Source organism: Duganella alba, from assembly GCF_009674495.1.
Lineage (GTDB): Bacteria > Pseudomonadota > Gammaproteobacteria > Burkholderiales > Burkholderiaceae_D > Rugamonas > Rugamonas alba.
Map to the genome: position 1 here is coordinate 330,559 of NZ_WKJN01000001.1, position 19,044 is coordinate 349,602.

Sequence of the window (19,044 nt, forward strand, 5' to 3'; positions counted from 1 at the left end):
TCTTGTTACGCGTTACGTTAATCTGCTTTGGGTGATTTTCGTGACGCGTTACGTTTATTCAGCTTCGCTTGTAGGTCGTCTATCAGAGCTTGGTACTCATATACTTTCTTTTCCAAGTTCTCTGCGTCGACTTCTAGCCGCCTGTTGTCGGCGTTCACCTGGTGCAGCACGTTTTCCAGTCTCAGTACTTCGCTGGCCAGCTTGCCGTTGTTGGTGGTAGCGTGCTTCACGCGCTCCAGATCTGCTTTGGCCTGGTCTGCCGCTTTGAACGCGTTGGCTCGTTCTTGGATCATCAGCGCGTTTTCCTTTTCTAGGTGGCTGATCGTCTTGTTGGCTGCCTCGAGCTTGTTCTGCATCTCTACCAAGGCATCTTGCACCTTCTCCATTTCCTCCCATGTCGGCCTGGTGTAGTCCATTTCAAACTTGGCTTCGTGAGCTGTTCTAGCGGCCCTTGGCGCGCCGTTTGCACGCTGGCGGTCCCTGAATGCCTTTTGGCGCTCTGCGTTCGTCATAGCGCTTCCGGTGGCTGGGCGACCAGGTTTTCGTTTTGCACCTGGCAAGGGCAGTTCTATGGTGAGGGTGTCGGCTGGCTGTTTCATGTCGTTTCCGTTATGCGTTACGATAATTAGTATTATACGTTACGCGTTACGGTAATCTGATACTCGTTATGCGTAACGGTAATTGTATTTTGCGATCGCAGACCGATCGGCAATAGTGTTACGCGTAACGCAAATATCCTTGCTGAGCACAAGCGGCCCGAAGGGCAAAATCTTCGGGGGTTCCAGGAATCGGCTGTGGCTTTTGAAGTCGCACCAGCTGGGGCCTGTGCGTGGCGGAGCGAGGAGCGACAAGGTTCCGAAGTTTTAGCGGGCAGTCCGTTGGCTGTGTGAAGGCCCAGCTGGTGCACGTCGGCCACAGGCACCATCCTGAAGACTGCCGTTCGTAAGTTGGCACTGTCCAGCACAAATTGCTATATTGCTGAAATGCAATTGGAGCTTTTTCCCTTTGACCGGCTAAGCGACTCCGAGCTTGGCGCGATAGTCCGGTTCATCCGTAATCACTACTGGCACATCCGCAACGCCCGGGCTGCGAAATGGGGTCAGGCAAGGGCGCGCAAAGAGTATCGAATTGTGGCCATCCAAAAAAAACGCCTGCGCATGGCAGGCGTGTCAAAGCGTGAAATACTGGACTTGCTAGCTTGCTGTCGCGGGCAGTGCAGCCGTACCAAACACCCGTTCAAACCATGCCGATATTGCCCGACGTAGGGCGTGCCGACGACGACGGCAATTTGACATAACGTAAATTATGCGAAATTACGGAAATTCCTTGCCGAGGCTGGCAGACGCAAGAATCTCGTCATGCCGTTCGTTGTCCGTCTTGTGAAGATACGCTGCCGTGGTGGCGATGCTGGCGTGGCCGGCGGTCTCCTGCAGCGTTTTGAGCTGGACGCCGTTGTTGGCGTGGTTGGTCAGCATGCTGTGGCGCAGCCAGTGCGCGGACGCCTGCCGGAATGTCGCGGCCATGTCGGCGTCGCCCAATCGATCCGCGGCCACCGCTGCGGCGGCAAAGATGGCTTTCAGCGCGTCGGATGCGGCTTCGTCCGTGATGCGCACCAGGGATTCGCCACGGCTCGACAAGACCAGCGGCGTGTCGTCGCTGCGCGCGGTGTGCGGCAGCAAATCGAATGCGGCGCGGTATTGGCGGAATGCGGCCAGCATTTCCGGCGGCACCGGCAAACGACGCGGCTTGTTGCCTTTGCCGAGCACGTCCAGCCACCAGCGGCCGTTGCCTTCGGTGTAGAAAGCGCCCATGTTGGCGCCGACGATTTCGCTCAGCCGCGCGCCGGTGTGGATGTAGGTCGTCAACAGGAAGCGATCGCGTTCGCGCCGGCGGATGGACGCCGGCGTCAAGGCCTCGCGCGTGGCGACCACGGTGAGCGCCAGTTCCAGCGCGTCCGGCGTCAGGTAGCGCGTGATGCGGCTGGCGCTGGCGGTTTTGACGTGCTTGACCAGCGCCGCCGGATCGCGCCGCAGATAACCGGTCTGGGTGGCGTATGCGAACAGGCCTTTGACGGCGATCATGGCCTGGCGCCGGCTGGCGTCCGACAACGGCCCGCTGAACGGCCGATAACGCGGGTCGCTGCGCGGCCATTTGGTGGTCGAAATCCAGTCCTGCGGCGGCGCCTTGAGGAATTCCTTGTAGCCGTTGAGGTCCGCCACGGTCAGCTGGCGCAGGGTTTTGCCCGCCTCTTCCCGGCACCAGGTCAAGAACCGGAACAGCTCTTTTTGGGTGTTGGCGATCGATTTTTCGCCCAATTCGCCGTGGCTGATGAACTCCCTTGCAATTTCACTATCGGTGCGGGCGTCGGTGATGGCGTCTTCGGCAATGGTGCGCAGGGCGTCTGCATCGCGCTGCCGGCGTTCGGCCGCGCCGCCGCTGTGGGCGGGAAATGGGTCCAGATTGATGACGTCGAATTTCTTTTCTGGCATTGGTGCGGGCAAAAATACTGTATGGATAGCTGGTCGATTATACAGTATTTCATACAGTTATTTTAATCGACAATATAGGTAGTAATGTCGAGTTAATCAAATTGGCATTTCGTCGCTTTTGCCCTTATGATTTGCGCCATGATTACCTGTTTCGATATCGGTGGCAGCGCCATCAAATGTGCCGTCGCCACGGCCGACGGCCAGATCGGCGACCTCCAACGCGTGCCGACACCCGCCCATGACTTCGCCGCCTTCACCGCCGCCATGCAGGCGCTGATCGTTGCCGGCGGCCCTGCGCGCGGCGTCGCCATCTCGATCGCCGGCGTGATCGATCCGGCCGATGGCCGCATCAAGTGCGCCAACATCCCCTGCATCGATGGCCGTGTGCTGGCCGCCGATCTGGCTGAGGTCTTCGGCCTCCCCGTCTGGATCATCAACGACGCTGACAGCTTCGCCCTCGCCGAGGCCCAGGCCGGTGCGGCGCGCGGTCATGCCAATGTGTTCGGCCTGATCCTGGGCACCGGCGTTGGCGGCGGCCTGGTCATTGGCGGCCGGCTGATCGGCGGACCTGGCGGCTTTGCTGGCGAATGGGGCCACGGACCTGTGGCCGCGCAGTTTGCCGGCACGCCGCCACAAGCCATCCCCCGCTTCCGCTGCGGCTGCGGCCAGACCGGTTGCCTGGATACGGTCGGCGGCGCGCGTGGCCTGGAGCGGCTGCATCTGACGTTGCATCAGACGGCGCTGGATAGCCGGGCCATCATCGCGGCCTGGCAAGCGGGCGATGCGGATGCCGCGCAGACCATCTCCTGCTTTATCGATCTGTTGAGCGGGCCGCTGGCCATGCTGGTCAACACGCTGGGGGCGTCCATCCTGCCGGTCGGCGGCGGCCTGGCCAACAGCGCGGCGCTGATCGCGCGGCTTGACCAGGCGGTGCGCGAGTCCATCTTGCGCAAGACGGACGCGCCCATCATCGTGCCCGGCCAGTCCGGCGCCGAGCCGGGTCTGATCGGCGCGGCGTGGCTGGGCCTGCAAAAATTGGAAAACAGGCATGGCTGAAACGATCACGCTGGAAGTTTGCGTCGACAGCGCCGATGGACTGGCCGCTGCGCTGGCCGGCGGCGCCGACCGCATCGAACTGTGTAGCGCGCTGGAAATCGGCGGCCTGACGCCGACGTCCGGTCTGCTGCGTCTGGCCACGGCCAGCCCGGCGCCCGTGGTGGCCATGATACGTCCGCGCGGCGGCGACTTCTGTTTTGACGAGGCGGAAACGCAGTTGATGCTGCATGAAATCGACGCCGTTGCCGCCGCCGGCCTGCAAGGCGTGGTGCTTGGCGCCTCGCTGCCGGACGGCCAGCTGGATCAACGCACGCTGGAACGACTGGTGCGCCGCGCCGGCGGCCACGGGCTGCGCTGCACGCTGCACCGGGCCGTCGATTTGTGCCCGGATCTGGCGCAGGCCACCGCCCAAGCCGTGGACCTTGGTTTCGAACGCATCCTGACTTCCGGCGGCGCCAAGGGCGCGCCCGAGGGGCTGGCCGGCTTGCGGCGCTGCTTTGGCGCTGGCGCCGGACGCATCGCCATCATGCCCGGCGCCGGCATCAACGCCGACAATGTTCACTTGTTGCGCGCGCGGCTGCCGCTGACCGATGTCCACGCGTCCTGCTCGGAGCCGGTGACGCCGGCATCGCCGCAGGTGCTGGCCTTCGGTTTCGATGCCGGCGGCCGCCGCCGGACCAGCCGCGACAAAGTGGCCGCCGTGAAAGCCGCGCTGCTGTCTTGAAATTCACCGCCGTTTGTGTGACACTCGTTTGAAATAGCAGTGAAACCGGTTTCACTTTTCGCGGGAGCAGCCTGTTTGACGTTCGATCCGACCACCCTTGCACCGTATTTCGGCGACCTGGCAGCCGGTGCGCGGCTGACCGCCCTCGCCTGCGCGCTGGCCCTGGCCGGCGGCCTGGTGCTGGGCATCGTGGCGGCGCTGATGCGCACCGCCGCGTCGCCGCTGGCCCGCCGTGTGGCGGAAATCTATGTCGACATCTTCCGCAACGTCCCTTTCATCGTCCAGCTGTTCTTCCTGTTTTACGGACTGCCTGAAATCGGCGTGGAGTTAAGCGCCTTCGGCACCGGCGTGCTGGCCTTGTCGCTGGCCGGCGGCGCCTTCACATCCGACGTGATCCGTTCCGGCATCCTGGCAGTGGAACCGGGTGTGCTGGAGGCGGCCCAGGTCAGCGGCCTGTCGCGGTTCGCCATCTATCGCCACATCGTGCTGCCGATGGCGTTGCGCAGTTCCGTGCGGCCGCTGGGATCGGTGTTCGTCAACCTGATCCTGACGTCGTCCATCCTGTCGGCGATCACGCTCAATGAATTGACCGGCAGCGCCAAGATCGTTGCCGCCGACACCTTCCAGCCGTTCGAAGTGTATGTCCTGCTCCTGCTGCTGTATGCCGTGATGACCTGGCTGGTGTCGCTGTCGGCCGGCGCCCTGCACCGTCGTTTGAACCGGGATCACGGCTGATGCGCTATACCGATTTCACGCCGCATGACCTGCTTCTGCTGCTGCAAGGGCTGGGCGTTTCCGTCGCCCTGTTCGCCGCCACCACCGCCATCGGCCTGCTGATCGGGCTGGCCTGGGCGCTGCTGCGCTACTACCGCACGCCGCTGCTGGCGCCATTGGCCGCGGCGCTGGCCGAGCTGCTGAAGAATTCCCCTGTACTGGTACAGTTGTTCCTGGTGTTTTTCGGCTTGCCGGTACTGTTGGAGACAGATCTGACGCCGGTACAGGCGGCGCTGATCACACTGTCCGGCAATACAGCGGCCTTCATTTATGTGATTGCGGTGTCGGCCATCGAGTCGGTCGGCCGCGACCAACTGGAAACGGCGCGCGTGTTTGGCTTGAGCCGCTGGCAAACGCTGCGCCGCATCGTCGCGCCGCAGGCGGCGGCTTTCGGCCTCGGGCCGCTGGCCGGGCTGCTGGTCAACCAGTTGCAGGTGACCTCGCTCATTTCCGTGATCGGCGTGGTCGACCTGACCAAGGTTGGCGCGATCCTGAACCTGCGCACGCTCAAGCCCTTCATCGTCTGGACCGTGATCGGCGTGCTGTATTACCTGATGGCCCGGCTGATCGCCAGGGTCTGCGCCCGCGCCGAGACGCGCTTGCGCGCGCATAGTCAATGGAAAGGTTTGTAGCATGATAGATATCGAAGGCGTGGTCAAACGCTTCGGCGCCAACACGGTGCTCGATGGCGTCAACCTGCGCATCGCGCCGGGCGAAGTGGTGTCCATCCTTGGCGCCAGCGGCTCCGGCAAATCGACGCTGATCCGCTGCATCAACGGCCTGGAAAAGCTCGACGGCGGCACGATTTCCGTCGACGGGCATCGCGTCGACGATCCGAAGCAGCTGCAACTGGCGCGCCGCTGTTCCGGCACCGTGTTCCAGCTGTTTAATCTGTATCCGCACCTGACGGCGCTGCAAAACGTGACACTGGCGCCCGTCGAGGTGCTGAACGCGCCGCGCCGCCAGGCCGAAGACGAGGCGCGTGAATTGCTGGCCTCAGTGGGCCTGGCAGACCGGGCGGACGCCTATCCCGCCCAGCTGTCAGGTGGCCAGCGCCAGCGCGTCGGCATCTGTCGCGCACTGGCGATGAAGCCGCGCTACCTGCTGCTGGACGAAGTCACCAGCGCGCTCGATCCTGAAATGACGTCCGAAGTGCTGGATATTCTGGCCAGGCTGGCGGCAAGCGGCACCACCATGCTGTTCGTGACGCACGAAATCGCATTCGCCCGCCAGATTTCCAACCGTGTGGTGTTTCTCGACCAGGGCCGTCTGCTGGCCGATTTGCCGACCGCGCAGTTTTTCGCCGCCGACGGCGGCCTGGCGCAGCCGCGCATCGCCCAATTCCTCTCGAAGATGACGAAGTAATGAAAGACCTCTCATGAAAATGCTGCTTGCGAACGCCGAGGCATGGCCCGGCTTTGAAACCACGGTCGACCTGCTGAAACAGGGCGGCGCCAGTATCGACGCCATGGTCAGCGGCATCGCCAAGGTCGAACGCGAGGCCAAGGTGCGCAGCGTCGGCTACGGCGGCTGGCCGAACATGCTGGGCGAGATGGAGTTCGACGCCGGCGTCATGGACGGCACCTCGCGCGACGTCGGCGCGGTCGGCGCGGTGCCGGCCACCCTGCCCGTCTCCGCACTGGCGCACGAAGTGATGAAGCACCTGCCGCACGTCATGCTGACCGGCGCCGGTGCGCGCCGCTTCGCCACCGAGCGCGGTTTCGCCGTGGACGACGTGCTGCACCCGGACAGCAAGCGGGTCTGGTGGGAGCGGCTGCAGCAGGAGATGTCGCCGGCGCAGCAGGCGGCCTTCCCCGATATCGCGCTGGCGCCGCTCAGCAACACCATCACCGATCCCGAACGCGTGCGCGACACCACGGTGTTCCTGGGCCGGGACACCGGCGACAACATCGGCGTGGTCACCTCGACCTCGGGCTGGGCCTGGAAGTATCCGGGCCGTCTTGGAGATTCGCCGATTCCCGGCGCCGGCTTCTACGCGGACAGCCGCTACGGCGCGGCCGCCTGCACCCACACCGGCGAGATGACCATGCGCTGCGGGACGTCGCGCAGCATCGTGCTGGCGATGCGGCTTGGCTATACACTGGAGGATGCGATCCAGCTCGCGGTGGAAGAACTGTCGGAATTGAAGACCGGCTTCCTGGCCGGCGTGGTGATCCACGCCATCGACGCCAAGGGCAACCATCAGGTGGTCAACTACCGCTGCGACGAAGAGATACGTTACTGGTACTGGGACGAACGCATGGCCGCGCCGGAATTGCGCATCGCCGCCGCCGTCAAACTTTGAAAGGGTTCAGCATGCAGCATCGTTTCAAACGCACCGCCGCCGTCGTGGCATTGATGCTGGCGGCAACGTCGGCGCTGGCCGGCCGCATCGAGGAAATCAAGGCGCGCGGCTATGTGCGCATCGGCGTTTCGCTGGGCGGTGAGCCGGTTGGCTTTCGCAACGCCAGCAATGAGCCGGTCGGCTATGACGTCGATGTGGCGCGGCAGCTGGCGGCGAAGCTCGGCGTGCCGGTGCGCTTTTCCGACGTCTCCAGCGATGCCCGCATCTCGATGCTGATGTCGAAGCAGCTCGATCTGGTGGTGGCCAACGTCTCGATCACGCCGCAACGCGCGCGCGTGGTGGACTTCTCGATTCCCTACAACCTGGCCGGCCTGCGCGTGATCGCGCAGAAGAGCGTGCATATCAAGACGCTGGCTGACCTGAACGGCAAGCGCGTCGTGGTTGGCCGCGGCACCACGGCGGACACCTTCCTGCGCCAGTCGGCGCCGCAGGCGATCTTCATCTACACCGACAATTTTGCGCCGGACGGCGTCCTGCTGCTGCAGCAAAAGCGCGCCGACGCCGGCATCGAGGATTCGTCGCTGCTGGACTACCTGGCCAGCAAGAACGAGCAGCTGGAGACCCTGCCTACGATGTACGGCAACACGCCCATCGGCATCGCCATGGCCAAGGGCGATCCGGCGCTGCTGACGTTTGTGAACGGCTTCGTATCGGACTACATCAAGTCCGGCGCCTACGCGGCCAACTACAAGAAATGGTGGGGCGGCAAAGCCGTGCCGCCGACGCTTACCCCGTAAGGCGGGGAACGAAACGGGTGGCGACCAGCACCTGGCCGCCGTTCTGCGCCAGGTCCGCCGGCTGGCTCAAGATGCGGACAATCTGCGCCACGTATTCGCGCCTGTCCGAACCGATGGATGAAATCGGATAGGCGTCGAACTGCGTCAGCGAGATGTTGTCGAAGCCGTACAACCGGAAGCGCGTCGGCACATGCCGCGGAAAATGCTGGCGATGCGCGTCGAGCACCCCCATCGCCATCGCATCGGAGGTGCAGAACACCGCGCCGGTGGCGTCGACATCGATCTGCTGCGCCAGCGCGCGGCCGCTGGCGTAGGAATAATCCCCCGCCAATTCCCCCAGCAGCGTGACGCCGTGCCGCGCCAGCGCCGCGCGGTAGGAAGCGATGCGCGCCTGCTCCACCAGCGACATGGTGCGCCCGGTCAGCAGCAGCGCGCTGCGCACGCCCTTGCCCGCCGCATCGGCCACGCATTCGCCGATGCCCTGATCTTCATCCATCGTCACCGACGGCACGCCCGCATCGTGATGGCCGTTCAGCATCAGCACCGCATTGTTGCGGAACATGCGGCGCACCGTGGCGGCATCGGCGAAATCGGAAAACACCAGCGCCGCGTCGACGTGATAGGCCACGCCGTCGCGCAGGAAGGATTCGGCGTGCTGGCCGGCGCCGACACGGATGAAAATGACCTGCTTGCCGATGGCCTGGATCTCCGCCAGCAGCAGGTCGAACAGGTCGAGGTCCGACAGGTCGTGGATGTGGTTGACCAGGATGGCGACCAGGTTGACGGTCTTGTTGGCCAGTCCGCGCGCCAGCGAGTTGGGCCGGAAGCCGAGCGTCTCGGCCGCGCGCAGCACGCGTTCGCGCTTGTCGGCGGATACGGGCCGCGGCTGCGCCGACAAGGCCCGCGACGCGATCGCCCGCGACACGCCCGCCAGCGCGGCAACATCAGACAGCGTTGGTTCCGGAGCGGGTTTCAAGGCGTCGTTCATGCCATCAATTATACCCACCTATGTTTGCTCGCTCGGATAGCTCTTGCGCAAAGTCGGAAAGTAACACCAGCGGTTCATGTTCCATCCACCGCTGCGTCCGGATTAGTTCATGCAATACCGGCTCGGACAGCAATTGCGTCGGTAAATCCAGCATTGGCCATGGCTGTGGTAGCGGTAATGCGTGGGTTTCAATCAACACACTTGCTGCGCGCGGAATCCACGGCATAGCTTGCTTCCCGTTGGCAGCGCAACGCAAGGACAAGCCGATGCGCAAGCCATTCGGGTCGAGATCGGCGAAGTGCAACCACGGGATATGGTCGGGCAGGCGGCCGATGAACTGCGTTGCCAGCAGCGTGTTCCAGCCCGGTGCATGCAATATCAGTACGGATGGCAACATCGGAAAGTCCACAAAGGCGCCGATGTTTTCCACTGTCAGGATTAATCGCGGCATGATGCCGGCCAATTGCCAGCCCCCCGCTAGCGCACGCTCCGGTATCGGGACTTCTCCCAGCAGCGCCATATAGCCATCCAGCGCGAGCCGGGTTCCTTTCTCGTCCACCATCTCGAGGCCTGGATTGGTACGCAAGCGCAGCACCTCATCGGTCGTTAGCAAGACGCCCTCTGGCGGTGCTCGCAGACCCGATTTGGAGTGCGCGCCGGCCCAAGCCGACCAGGTCTTGCGATTCAGCAGGCTCACGCGCGCCGGCAGGACCAGCGGCGACCGGCGCAACCCGCGCAACGCTGCCACCGTGACAGCCTCGGGGCGAGCCAGAAACGCCTCTTCCGCTTCCGGCAGCTGCGGCCATCGCTCCAGAAGATACGCACGCAGGGCGTCCACCTTCTCTGCGTAGAGCTGATACTCCCCGACATGGCGCGTTGGCCCGATCAGGCCAAGCTGCTCCAATTGCAGCAGCCATGGCGCGGACGCCTTGCTGATCTTCAACCGGCGTGTAAGCAACAGCCGTAAGGCCGCCGCACGCAGAGGATCGTTGAACCAGTTCATGCGCTCATGCGGGTGCCGCGGATAGTGACATATTCTTCCTTGCCCCGCAGACTGCGCTGCAGCTGGAACACAGTCGATCGCCGAGGCTTGTCCAGGCCGGGAGCGGCCACCAGCGCCTGCACATCCATGCGTTGGCAAAATTCCGTCAGCGTGTCCAGCGCGGCCTGGTCCAGCCGGTTGGCTTCGTCCAGCAAAATCTGCTGCATGGCGTAGCCGGCAGCGCCCGACAGGCGGTTCGCTTCATCATTCCACGTGCGCAGTATCATGATCAGTACCGCTGCGCCAACGCCGATTGCCTCCCCAGTCGACAAGCCGTCAGTCGCTTCCCATCTGCCGTTCAGGCGCCGCACTTCCAGATGAAGGCGCAGGTAGTTGCGATAATCGAGCAGCTTCGTGCCCTTGATCGTCCCGCCCGTTTCGCGGTGGTACATGTGCGCCAGGGTTTCTTCCAGCGGCAAGCCGGAATCGAACAGCGACAGCTGATTATGCTGCCTCAGGCAATTCAGCATGCTTTCCATGTCTTCCGGCTGGCTGGATTTGATACTCAGTCCCTGGATTGATCCGAAACTGACCTGTTCCAGCTCATGGCTCAGCCGGTTGACCAGCGCCCTGGCCGAACGCAGCCGTACGCTGATGCCGTCCGCCAGTCCCGACGAACGATTGCGCATGTCCTGCTCCTGGGTCAGCAAGGTGCGGCGCAACTCGCCCAGCTTCTCGGTCATCTGCGCCAGCGCCAGTTGAGGATCGTCAGCGGTGGCGATGGTGCGCGGTATCCGCTGCTCGATATGCAGTCTTACGCGCTCCCAGGCATGCAGCGTCTGGATCGCCCTCCGCTTGCCGGCATCTTCGGAAAATCCCTCGATGCGTTTGACTTTCTCCAGTACCTCAGGGTACGGCTTCAGACGCTCCAGCAACACCCCCTGCTGTTCCTGCGATGCGTGAAAGGCGTTGATCGGACTTCCTGGCGGCAAATACTTCTGGCGATTGGCCGGCGTGTCAATTTTTCCATGCAGTCCCAATTCGGCCACAGCGTGCCGCAACTCGCGCCTGGCCTGCCGCTCACCACGCAACACCGATAATTGCTGGCTTGCCGCCTTGTTCTGTTCCGCCATCTCGCCGCCCAGCCTGCCGAGCAAGGTGGCCGCCTCGATATGCCGTTTGTTGGCGGCTTCGCGGGCCGGCGCCAACCGCGCCTGCTGTTCACGGATGCGTTCCAGACTGCTGCGGGCCAAGGCCAGCTCCTCGTCGGTACCGGTGGCGCCGGTGGCAGCCAGGCTTAACTGCAGCGACTGGCATTGCGTCTGTTTCTGCCGCAGATCTGCTTGCTGAAGCAGCTGGGCTTGTTGGGCTGCACGCGCAAGGTCCTGCGCCTCTTTCAGTTGCTTCCGGCTGGCGTCCAGTTGTGCCTTTGCCGGCGCCAGTTGGCGTTTGAGGGCCTCAATCACACTGCCCTGTTGATGGTACTGCCGTTCATCCTCGTCCCGGTCCAAATGGTCGATCACACTCAATAAACCCTGCAGCGCATCACGTTGCCGCGCGAGATAAGCACGGCTGGACATGAGGCGCGCCATCTGCTGCGCCAGAACCTGCTGCTGGCCGGGCTCCGGCACGACCGCCAGAAGCGGCAATTCCGCCAGGATCAGCTGTACCGCAGCGCCATGCTGCCGCAGCCAGACGCGCGCGCTCTGGGCTGTCTGTAGCTCGCGTTCAAGTTGCACCACCGTCTGCGCAAACAGCGGCGGATCCAGCAGGTTCCGTCGCGATGCCAGCTCGCCCAGGCGTCCACGCCGGTGATTGGCGCGGGCGGCCCGCTCACGCAAACTGTCCCCCCGCGCCTGCAACCCGGCGATGGCCTGGCCCTGCGCCCGCACCTCTACCTGCAAAGCGTGATACGCCGGCTCGGGGTCAGCCTCCCAGGCGGAGTTGCCTAGCGCCATCCAGTCCGATGCGAGGCCGAGGCTTCGCTGTAGCATCCTGGCCTGCCCATGCAGTCCCGCCAATGCCACTTCGAGCGTAGCAACCTCATTGGTCAGCCGCGCAATCTCCAGTTGACGCGCGCGGCGCCCCAGTACCGGCCGCTCCGGCCGGCGCGTCAGCCGGGCAAGGAGCTGCGTCGCCCTGCCTTCGGTGACCAGCTCGCTGTCATCCAGGCTGACGGCATCCGCAGCTTGCCTGGCCAATTGCTCTGATATGAAAAGCAGGGTATCCGGACGGTCACCCAGCTCGGACGCCAGACGTGCCGCATGTGCGGGCTGGTCAACCACAATGGCATCCGCCAAGATGCCAAGCCGCGCTTCCGTCGTGGCCGCCTCCGCTGCGGCCAGATCATCGTAGCGCTGCGCCAGCAATGCGCCATCGACGTGGGCGGCTACCGTGGCGATGCGCGGGTCCAGTGCGCCAGTGTTACTTTCCAGCTGACCTAGCCGCTTACGCAGCAGTTGCAAATCCCTCTCTGCCGCAGCGCGGTGTTCCTGCACGGCGGTCTGCTCATGCCGCTTGAGCTCCGCCATGCGCTGGACGTCGTCGGCTGATGCCAGGGCCGACCAGACTGGTTCAAGTGCTGCCAGCTCCGCGTGGAAGTTGCATGCCAGCTGATAGCAACGCAGCGCTTCCTGCAGCGCGGGCAGCTTGCCTTGCGCTTCCAGCAACCGTTGTTGGCGCGCCGCCAGTTCAATGCCCAGCGTATTCTGCTCCGCTTCGTATTGGGCCAGTTCCGCGTGCACCACATCCTGTGCGCTGCTCAGTTCTGCGCCATTTTGTATGCCCAGTTCTTCCGCTTGTGCGCGGACCGCGCGTTGTTCGGTGGCCGCATGACGGGCGAACGCCAGATCATGCTCCAGCGTGGCGATGGCCTCGGCGGCGGCCTGCTGGTTGCGCAGTTTTACCTCCAGCGCTACTGCATAGGCATGGGCGCGATGCGCGGCGGGAGGGGTTTGCGATTGCGCGCGCGCCAGCATCCCGATTTGGCTGTGCAAACTCTCGAATCGCACGCGTTGCCGGTCGAACGCATCGAAGCGGGCCTGGGCATCGGTCTGGCTCACGGTCGCTGCCTCATACTGCGCATCCACCCCGAGCTTGATGGCCGCCGCGGTGTGGCGGTCTACGCGCAACGGCACCATTACTGCCTGCGCTTCAGCCCAGCGGTCGCGTGCGATCCGCAATGCCGTTACACGCCGTATCAGCCCTTCATAGGCTTGCTGGGTATTGCCCAGCTCTTCGGCCAACCGTGTGTGCTCATCCTCCGCATGCTGTTGCACAGCCATGGCCTGCCGCTCCGCATGTTCATACTGTTCGCATTCAAGTTGCGCCTTCTCGGCAGACTTCGTCAGTTCGGCGTGGTCCTCGGTGGCAGCCTCCAGTTGCCTGCGTAAGTCATGCGCCTGTTCCTTGTCGCGCAGGTCGGCATTTGCCATCTCCCCCTGTTCCTGCGCCGTGCTGAGCTGCTGGGTTAGCGAAGCCACCAACTCCTGCAATCCGGCAACCGCCTGGACATCGCGGGCATGGCGGCTGCGCAATGTCTTGGCAAGCGTTGCCTGCTGACGCCAATTGCCCAGCTCCTGTTCGTACCGGCCCAGTGCACCGAACAGCGCAAACGATGTCATTTTCCAGGCAGCATCGAACAATCCACTGATTTCGCCATGCGCTTTCTCGGCCTCGTCCAGTTGCCCACGGGTGATGCGGCATTGTTGCAGCGCATCCCGCATCAACACGGTACGACGTTCAAGCGTGGCGTCTTCCAGCAGCAGATAGTCGCGCAAGCCGGTCTGGATCAGGCTGGCCAGCGCCGAGCCCTGCATGGATGTCGACAACACGCGGTAATAGCGTTCCTGCTCCTCATGCGTGGCCATCGGCAAAGGCGTGATGCCGAGATCGAACAGCGATTTCATGTACTCGTTGAGAGTCTTGCACACAGTCATTCGTCCGCCCCGAAAGTTGACGTGATCGCGCAATGCGTTCAACTGCGGGATCACGCTGCGTTCGCCATCCCGCACCAGCAATAATTCGTACGGACTGGCCTCCGCCGGCGCATCTTCAATGATGAAACTCCTGATGTCGATCGATGGCATGGCGCCCCGCAGCAGCGCTACGCCAGCCCATATGCTCTTGCCGCGCGGCGTGATCCACTCGATCACGGCATAGCTGATGCCTTGCTCGCCCAGCCGCCCCCACAGGCCGCGGTCGCCGCGCGTGGGGGCGGCTGCGCCGTTGATATTCTTGAACTCCAGCAGGCCCAGGTTTGGCAAAATGGCGGTAACAAACGCCGCCATGACCGTGGTCTTGCCTGAGCCATTCTGGCCTTCGAGACCGGTCACGTGGCGGTCCAGATCAAAACAATGGAACACGATGCCCTTCCAGTTGGCAATGACGAGCCGTCTTGCATACGTGCGATACAATTTCATTTCAACCTCCGTCAGGGTCGGCGTCTTCGTCGTCTTCCTTGATTTGTCCCTCGGCGATCAGGCGTTCCAGCGCCAGATCGAGCGCTTCGGCGCCACGTACCGGGTCGGCAAAGCGCATCACGGCGGCGAGCGGGATCACCACGCCAAGTTCGCCCCGGCCTTCGCGCCGCACAAATCCCAAGCGCTCCAGCGTCCGCAGCGCGACGGCAAATGTTTCGCGCAATTTGCGGGCATCCTGGCCAGCGTCCTTGCCACGCCGCCGGCCTGCCAGCCTTGTCAGGCCGGGCTCGCCCAGCAATTGCTCCATCAGGCCGAAGATGGCGAGATCGGGTATTCGGTAATTGGTTTCCAACCACTTGTGATCCAGCCGCATCAGGGCCAAGGTTTGTCCGGTCAGCATTTCCATGACGGATAATTTGCGCAAGCCCAGCGGTGGCGGCACAGCCAGCCGGTCCGGCAGCAGATAGAAATATCCTTCGCTGCCCTGCAGCAGCGCGACGCTGAATCGGCCATAAAATCGCTCCATCAGCTTGCTCGTGCTGGTTAGAAAATCAAACAGGCCGGTGTCGTAGTCGGGGCCGATATGCCGCCCGCGGCGCAAGGCAAGGTCGGCGCGGGCGAACATCGGGTCCTCGATCACTTCCTCCAGGGTGTGATAGATCATTTGGGCTCCTTGATGGTGAATGGTGGCGCGCCCTGTGTCAGGCGCTGAACCAGCAACTGCAGCTTCAGCGTCTGCGCCTGCAATCGCGGCGACAGCACGATCCAAGGTTGCAGCGCGCGGTCCTCCGGTGCAATGCCGTGCTTCAACAACTCGGACGTGGCATGCGCCAGCAACGTGAAGCACTCTTCGTCGGTGTAGTCGGGAGCGATGTCCCGGACCGCCGCCACGATGTCGATCTCGCCTTCGCTGCACAGCCGCTGCACCAACGCTGTCACCGCCAATTCCACGCGATCTGGTTCCGCTTCGGCCCCTTCCAGCAGGCCCTGGGCAAGCAGGATCTCGTGCGGCACCGCCAGCGCGACGGCGGGTTCCGGCTTTAATACTTCGCGCAGGTGACGGAACGGTTCTGGCTCCACCAGCACCAAGCCGAAGGGGCGCCCCTGGAACTGGCGAATTTGCTCCACCAGCCGTCCGCGCAGCCGGTTATCCGGATCAGTCTGGACAAAATAACGGATGTAGATCTGGACGTTGACATAATATTGGGCCCAGTCTTCGTGGCGCCGCGCGCCCCAGGCGGCCAGTCGCAGCAACTGGTTCTGCGCTCGCTCCACCACCACCGCCAGCTCAGGACGCTCTACCGCGAGCTCGGACAAACTCAACAGTTGCCGTTGCAGCGACTCCACATGCTCGCACAATACCGCATTCAGCTCAGTCAGCGTGCGGTCGACGCTGCCCACCATTTCCTTACAACTGTCTGCCGCCGCCAGCCATTCCCGGTCGAATAACGCGGTAATCTGCTGACGCAGATGTTTATGGGCGGCGTCCAATCCCAGTTGCCGCTTCTCAACAGCGGCCATCATTTCCAGCATCACGTCGCGCATCGGAAAGATGACCTTCATTTCCCAGTGCGCAGGCGTGCCGCCTTCGGCAGCTGCGGCCAGCACCTGGGCTAGTTCAGTGCGCATGCGCATCAGCATGAATTCCAGGCTGCGCCGCGTCAGCGTACGTTCATTCTGCATGCCTTCCGCCAGCGCCATCCCCAGCGGTGAAAGCGCATACTCGCCTTCGTAGGACCAGCCGCCGGAGTCGATGCGCAGCAGCATGCCTTGCGTATGAAGACGGGCGATGATGAATGTGGCGCGCTGCGTTTCGGTGTCTGTGCCGGCGTTGGCCAGCTCAAATACCAATGCATAGATCTGGCGCAGCACCTGTTCATCGAGGCTGAGGATGGTAGTATGTTGCAAGTAGGCGTGTATCCCCGCGATAAACGCAGTCTCTTCCCGGCCCAATTGCAACGCCAAGCCGCTGAACCAGACTTCGGCGACCACGCCGGCGACCGATGGCTGCTCGCCATGCTGTTCCATACATATCTCCGATATGCCAAAACGCTTGCACTACTTTGCACCAAGCTAAAGTCTCTGCTCAGTCATTGAACGCCAGTTTGATGCAACGCAAACGGGCTCAGGATGTCGGGGTTGCAACAAACTATTCGTTACTGGAAAATCACGACCGCAAGGAATGGTCGAATATAGCATGATGAGATAGCTAATTGTCGTATTAAGGCCTTGATTTCGCTATAATTCCCGCCTTCACCGTAAGGAATCAAGTCATGACTCTGCTAGCCCACCAGCTTGAACTGCTGTCGCCCGCCAAGACCGCCGAAATCGGCCGTGAAGCGATCCTGCATGGCGCCGACGCCGTCTACATCGGCGGCCCGGCGTTCGGCGCGCGCCATAACGCCAGCAATTCGATCGAGGAAATCTCCAGCCTGGTGGAGTTCGCGCACCGCTACCGCTCGCGCATTTTCGTCACGCTCAACACGATTCTGCATGACGCCGAACTGGACGCGGCCCGCAAGCAGATCTGGCAACTGTACGAGGCCGGCGTCGATGCACTGATCGTGCAGGACATGGGCCTGCTGGAAATGGACCTGCCGCCGATCCAGCTGCACGCCAGCACCCAGTGCGACATCCGCACCATGGAAAAGGCCAGGTTCCTCGGCGACGTCGGCTTCTCGCAGCTGGTGCTGGCACGCGAGCTGACGATTGAACAAATTAAAAAAATCCACGCCGACGTCGACACGCCGCTGGAATACTTCATCCACGGCGCGCTGTGCGTGGCCTATTCCGGCCAGTGCTACATTTCGCACGCCGACACCGGCCGCAGCGCCAACCGCGGCGACTGCTCGCAGGCCTGCCGCCTGCCGTACACGCTGAGCGACAACAAGGGGCGCGTGGTGGCCTATGAAAAACACCTGCTGTCGATGAAGGACAACGACCAGAGCCGCAACCTGGAAGCATTGGTCGACGCCGGCATCCGCTCCTTCAAGATCGAAGGCCGCTACAAGGACATGGGGTATGTGAAGAACATCACCGCCCACTACCGCCTGCTGCTGGACGACATCCTGGAGCGCCGCACCGAGTTCACCCGCGCCGCCAGCGGCCAGACCAGCATCCTGTTCACGCCGGACATCGACAAGAACTTCCACCGCGGCCACACGGATTACTTCGCCAACGGCCGCCAGGATGAAATCGGCGCCTTCGACAGTCCGAAATACGTCGGCGTCGAGCTGGGCACGATCACCCGCATCGCCACCGACCACTTCGACCTGCTGACCAACGCGCCGATGTCCAACGGCGACGGCCTGAACTACATGCACAAGCGCGAGACCTTCGGCATCCAGGCCAACACCGCGAAAAAGCTCAGCGAAAGCGACGACGGCCAGCTGTGGCGCGTATTCCCCAACGAGACCGTCAGCAGCCTGGTGGGCCTGAAAGTCGGCCTGTCGGTCAACCGCAACGGCGATCGCCAGTGGGAGTCGGCGCTGAACAAGAAATCGTCGGACCGCAAGGTCGGCCTGCACCTGACGTTGAGCGAACAGGACGGCGGCCTGCGCCTGTCGCTGCGCGACGAGGACGGCTACCTCAGCGTCACCGACGCCGCCATCGCCCTGCAGCCGGCCACCCAGGCCGAGCAGGCCGACGCGGCGCTGCGCGCCAGTCTCGGCAAGCTGGGCGCGACCATGTTCCGCGCCGACAGCGTCGACCTGAAGCTGTCGCAGCCCTGGTTCGTGCCGTCGGCCGCCATCAACGCCCTGCGCCGCGATGCCATCGAAGCGCATGAAGCCGTGCGCCTGGCGGCCTGGGACCGTCCGCTGCGCAAGGCCGCCGCCGAGCCGCCGGCGATCTACCCGGACACCCAGCTGAGCTACCTGGCCAATGTCTACAACGAAAAAGCCCGCGCCTTCTATCACAAGCACGGCGTGCAGCTGATCGCCGCCGCCTACGAGGCGCACGAGGAAGCCGGCGAAGTGCCGTTGATGATCACCAAGCACTGCCTGCGCTTCTCGTTCAACCTGTGCCCGAAACAGGCCAAGGGCGTGCAAGGCGTCCAGGGCCAGGTGAAGGCCGAGCCGATGACCCTGGTCAGCGGCGACGAGACCTACACGCTGAAATTCGACTGCAAACCGTGCGAAATGCACGTGGTGGGCGCCATGAAGCCGGGCATCCTGAAATCCGCGCCGCCATCGGCCATTCCGTACAGCCCGCTGGTCTTCCACCGCCAGCGCCCGCGCGCCTGAGTATTTTTCAGGCAGTTCGTTATATTAAGCCCGGTTTTATGCCGGGCTTTTTATATTTGTTTTTCATATACCCCTAAAGATACTTTAATTTGTTGTACATCTAGCTTGACAGCCAACAAAACGAAAGCTATCTTCACGCTCGTTGCCATGCGGCAAGTTTTCACAAGTTCATGTACTTGAACCATTCGTGCGCGGTGAAAACTTTTTCTGTAGCAAAATGCGCGTCGCCTCGGCGATGTGCCGTTGGCAATCTTTCCATTTCAG

15 protein-coding genes are annotated in these 19,044 nt (G+C 62.9%); 8 read left to right on the forward strand and 7 right to left on the reverse strand.

From position 1 onward, the window contains the following. Positions 1–17 precede the first annotated feature (17 nt). Positions 18–599, reverse strand: a complete 582-nt coding sequence (locus GJ695_RS01450) for a hypothetical protein (RefSeq protein WP_154361829.1) — start codon at positions 597–599, stop codon at positions 18–20. 714 nt (positions 600–1,313) lie between these two features. After that, complete coding sequence (locus GJ695_RS01455) at positions 1,314–2,489, reverse strand: tyrosine-type recombinase/integrase (RefSeq protein WP_166454987.1); 1,176 nt, start codon at positions 2,487–2,489, stop codon at positions 1,314–1,316. 138 nt (positions 2,490–2,627) lie between these two features. On the opposite strand from GJ695_RS01455, the gene GJ695_RS01460 reads away from it, so the two are divergent. The 7 genes from GJ695_RS01460 to GJ695_RS01490 all read left to right on the forward strand — a co-directional run bounded on the left by GJ695_RS01460 (position 2,628) and on the right by GJ695_RS01490 (position 8,145). Then, complete coding sequence (locus GJ695_RS01460) at positions 2,628–3,545, forward strand: ROK family protein (RefSeq protein WP_154361831.1); 918 nt, start codon at positions 2,628–2,630, stop codon at positions 3,543–3,545. Then, complete coding sequence (locus GJ695_RS01465) at positions 3,538–4,269, forward strand: copper homeostasis protein CutC (protein WP_154361832.1); 732 nt, start codon at positions 3,538–3,540, stop codon at positions 4,267–4,269. The genes GJ695_RS01460 and GJ695_RS01465 overlap by 8 nt, the downstream gene beginning before the upstream one ends. Positions 4,270–4,344: 75 nt before the next feature. Next, complete coding sequence (locus GJ695_RS01470; RefSeq protein ID WP_154361833.1) at positions 4,345–5,004, forward strand: amino acid ABC transporter permease; 660 nt, start codon at positions 4,345–4,347, stop codon at positions 5,002–5,004. Then, a complete protein-coding gene (locus GJ695_RS01475; RefSeq protein WP_154361834.1) occupies positions 5,004–5,675 on the forward strand; it encodes an amino acid ABC transporter permease in 672 nt (223 codons plus the stop codon). Before GJ695_RS01470 ends, GJ695_RS01475 begins: the two co-directional genes overlap by 1 nt. 1 nt (position 5,676) lies before the next feature. Then, entirely contained in the window at positions 5,677–6,408 is a 732-nt protein-coding gene (locus GJ695_RS01480) for an amino acid ABC transporter ATP-binding protein (RefSeq protein WP_154361835.1), read from the forward strand. Between the two features lie 13 nt (positions 6,409–6,421). Then, entirely contained in the window at positions 6,422–7,348 is a 927-nt protein-coding gene (locus GJ695_RS01485) for a glycosylasparaginase (RefSeq protein ID WP_154361836.1), read from the forward strand. Between the two features lie 11 nt (positions 7,349–7,359). Beyond that, positions 7,360–8,145 (forward strand): substrate-binding periplasmic protein, encoded by a 786-nt coding sequence (locus GJ695_RS01490; RefSeq protein WP_154361837.1) that lies wholly within the window; start codon positions 7,360–7,362, stop codon positions 8,143–8,145. Here GJ695_RS01490 and GJ695_RS01495 read toward each other — a convergent pair. From GJ695_RS01495 to GJ695_RS01515, 5 genes are read right to left on the reverse strand one after another with little or no spacing between them, the layout of a single operon-like run. Then, on the reverse strand, positions 8,135–9,133 hold the full coding sequence (locus GJ695_RS01495; protein ID WP_154361838.1) for a LacI family DNA-binding transcriptional regulator: 999 nt from the start codon (positions 9,131–9,133) through the stop codon (positions 8,135–8,137). The two genes, GJ695_RS01490 and GJ695_RS01495, sit on opposite strands and share 11 nt — an antisense overlap. A gap of 4 nt (positions 9,134–9,137) precedes the next feature. Next, on the reverse strand, positions 9,138–10,136 hold the full coding sequence (locus GJ695_RS01500; RefSeq protein ID WP_154361839.1) for a hypothetical protein: 999 nt from the start codon (positions 10,134–10,136) through the stop codon (positions 9,138–9,140). Then, the gene (locus tag GJ695_RS01505; protein WP_154361840.1) at positions 10,133–14,536 is read right to left on the reverse strand and encodes an SbcC/MukB-like Walker B domain-containing protein; all 4,404 of its coding nucleotides are present in this window, start codon (positions 14,534–14,536) and stop codon (positions 10,133–10,135) included. The genes GJ695_RS01500 and GJ695_RS01505 overlap by 4 nt, the downstream gene beginning before the upstream one ends. Before the next feature lies 1 nt (position 14,537). Beyond that, on the reverse strand, positions 14,538–15,200 hold the full coding sequence (locus tag GJ695_RS01510; protein WP_154361841.1) for a chromosome partition protein MukE: 663 nt from the start codon (positions 15,198–15,200) through the stop codon (positions 14,538–14,540). Continuing rightward, positions 15,197–16,564 carry a hypothetical protein gene (locus GJ695_RS01515; protein WP_154361842.1) on the reverse strand — a complete coding sequence of 456 codons (1,368 nt, stop codon included), beginning with the start codon at positions 16,562–16,564 and terminating at the stop codon, positions 15,197–15,199. Before GJ695_RS01515 ends, GJ695_RS01510 begins: the two co-directional genes overlap by 4 nt. Positions 16,565–16,809: 245 nt before the next feature. Between GJ695_RS01515 and GJ695_RS01520 the strand changes: the two genes are divergently transcribed. Then, positions 16,810–18,780, forward strand: a complete 1,971-nt coding sequence (locus GJ695_RS01520) for a peptidase U32 family protein (protein ID WP_154361843.1) — start codon at positions 16,810–16,812, stop codon at positions 18,778–18,780. Positions 18,781–19,044 lie beyond the last annotated feature (264 nt).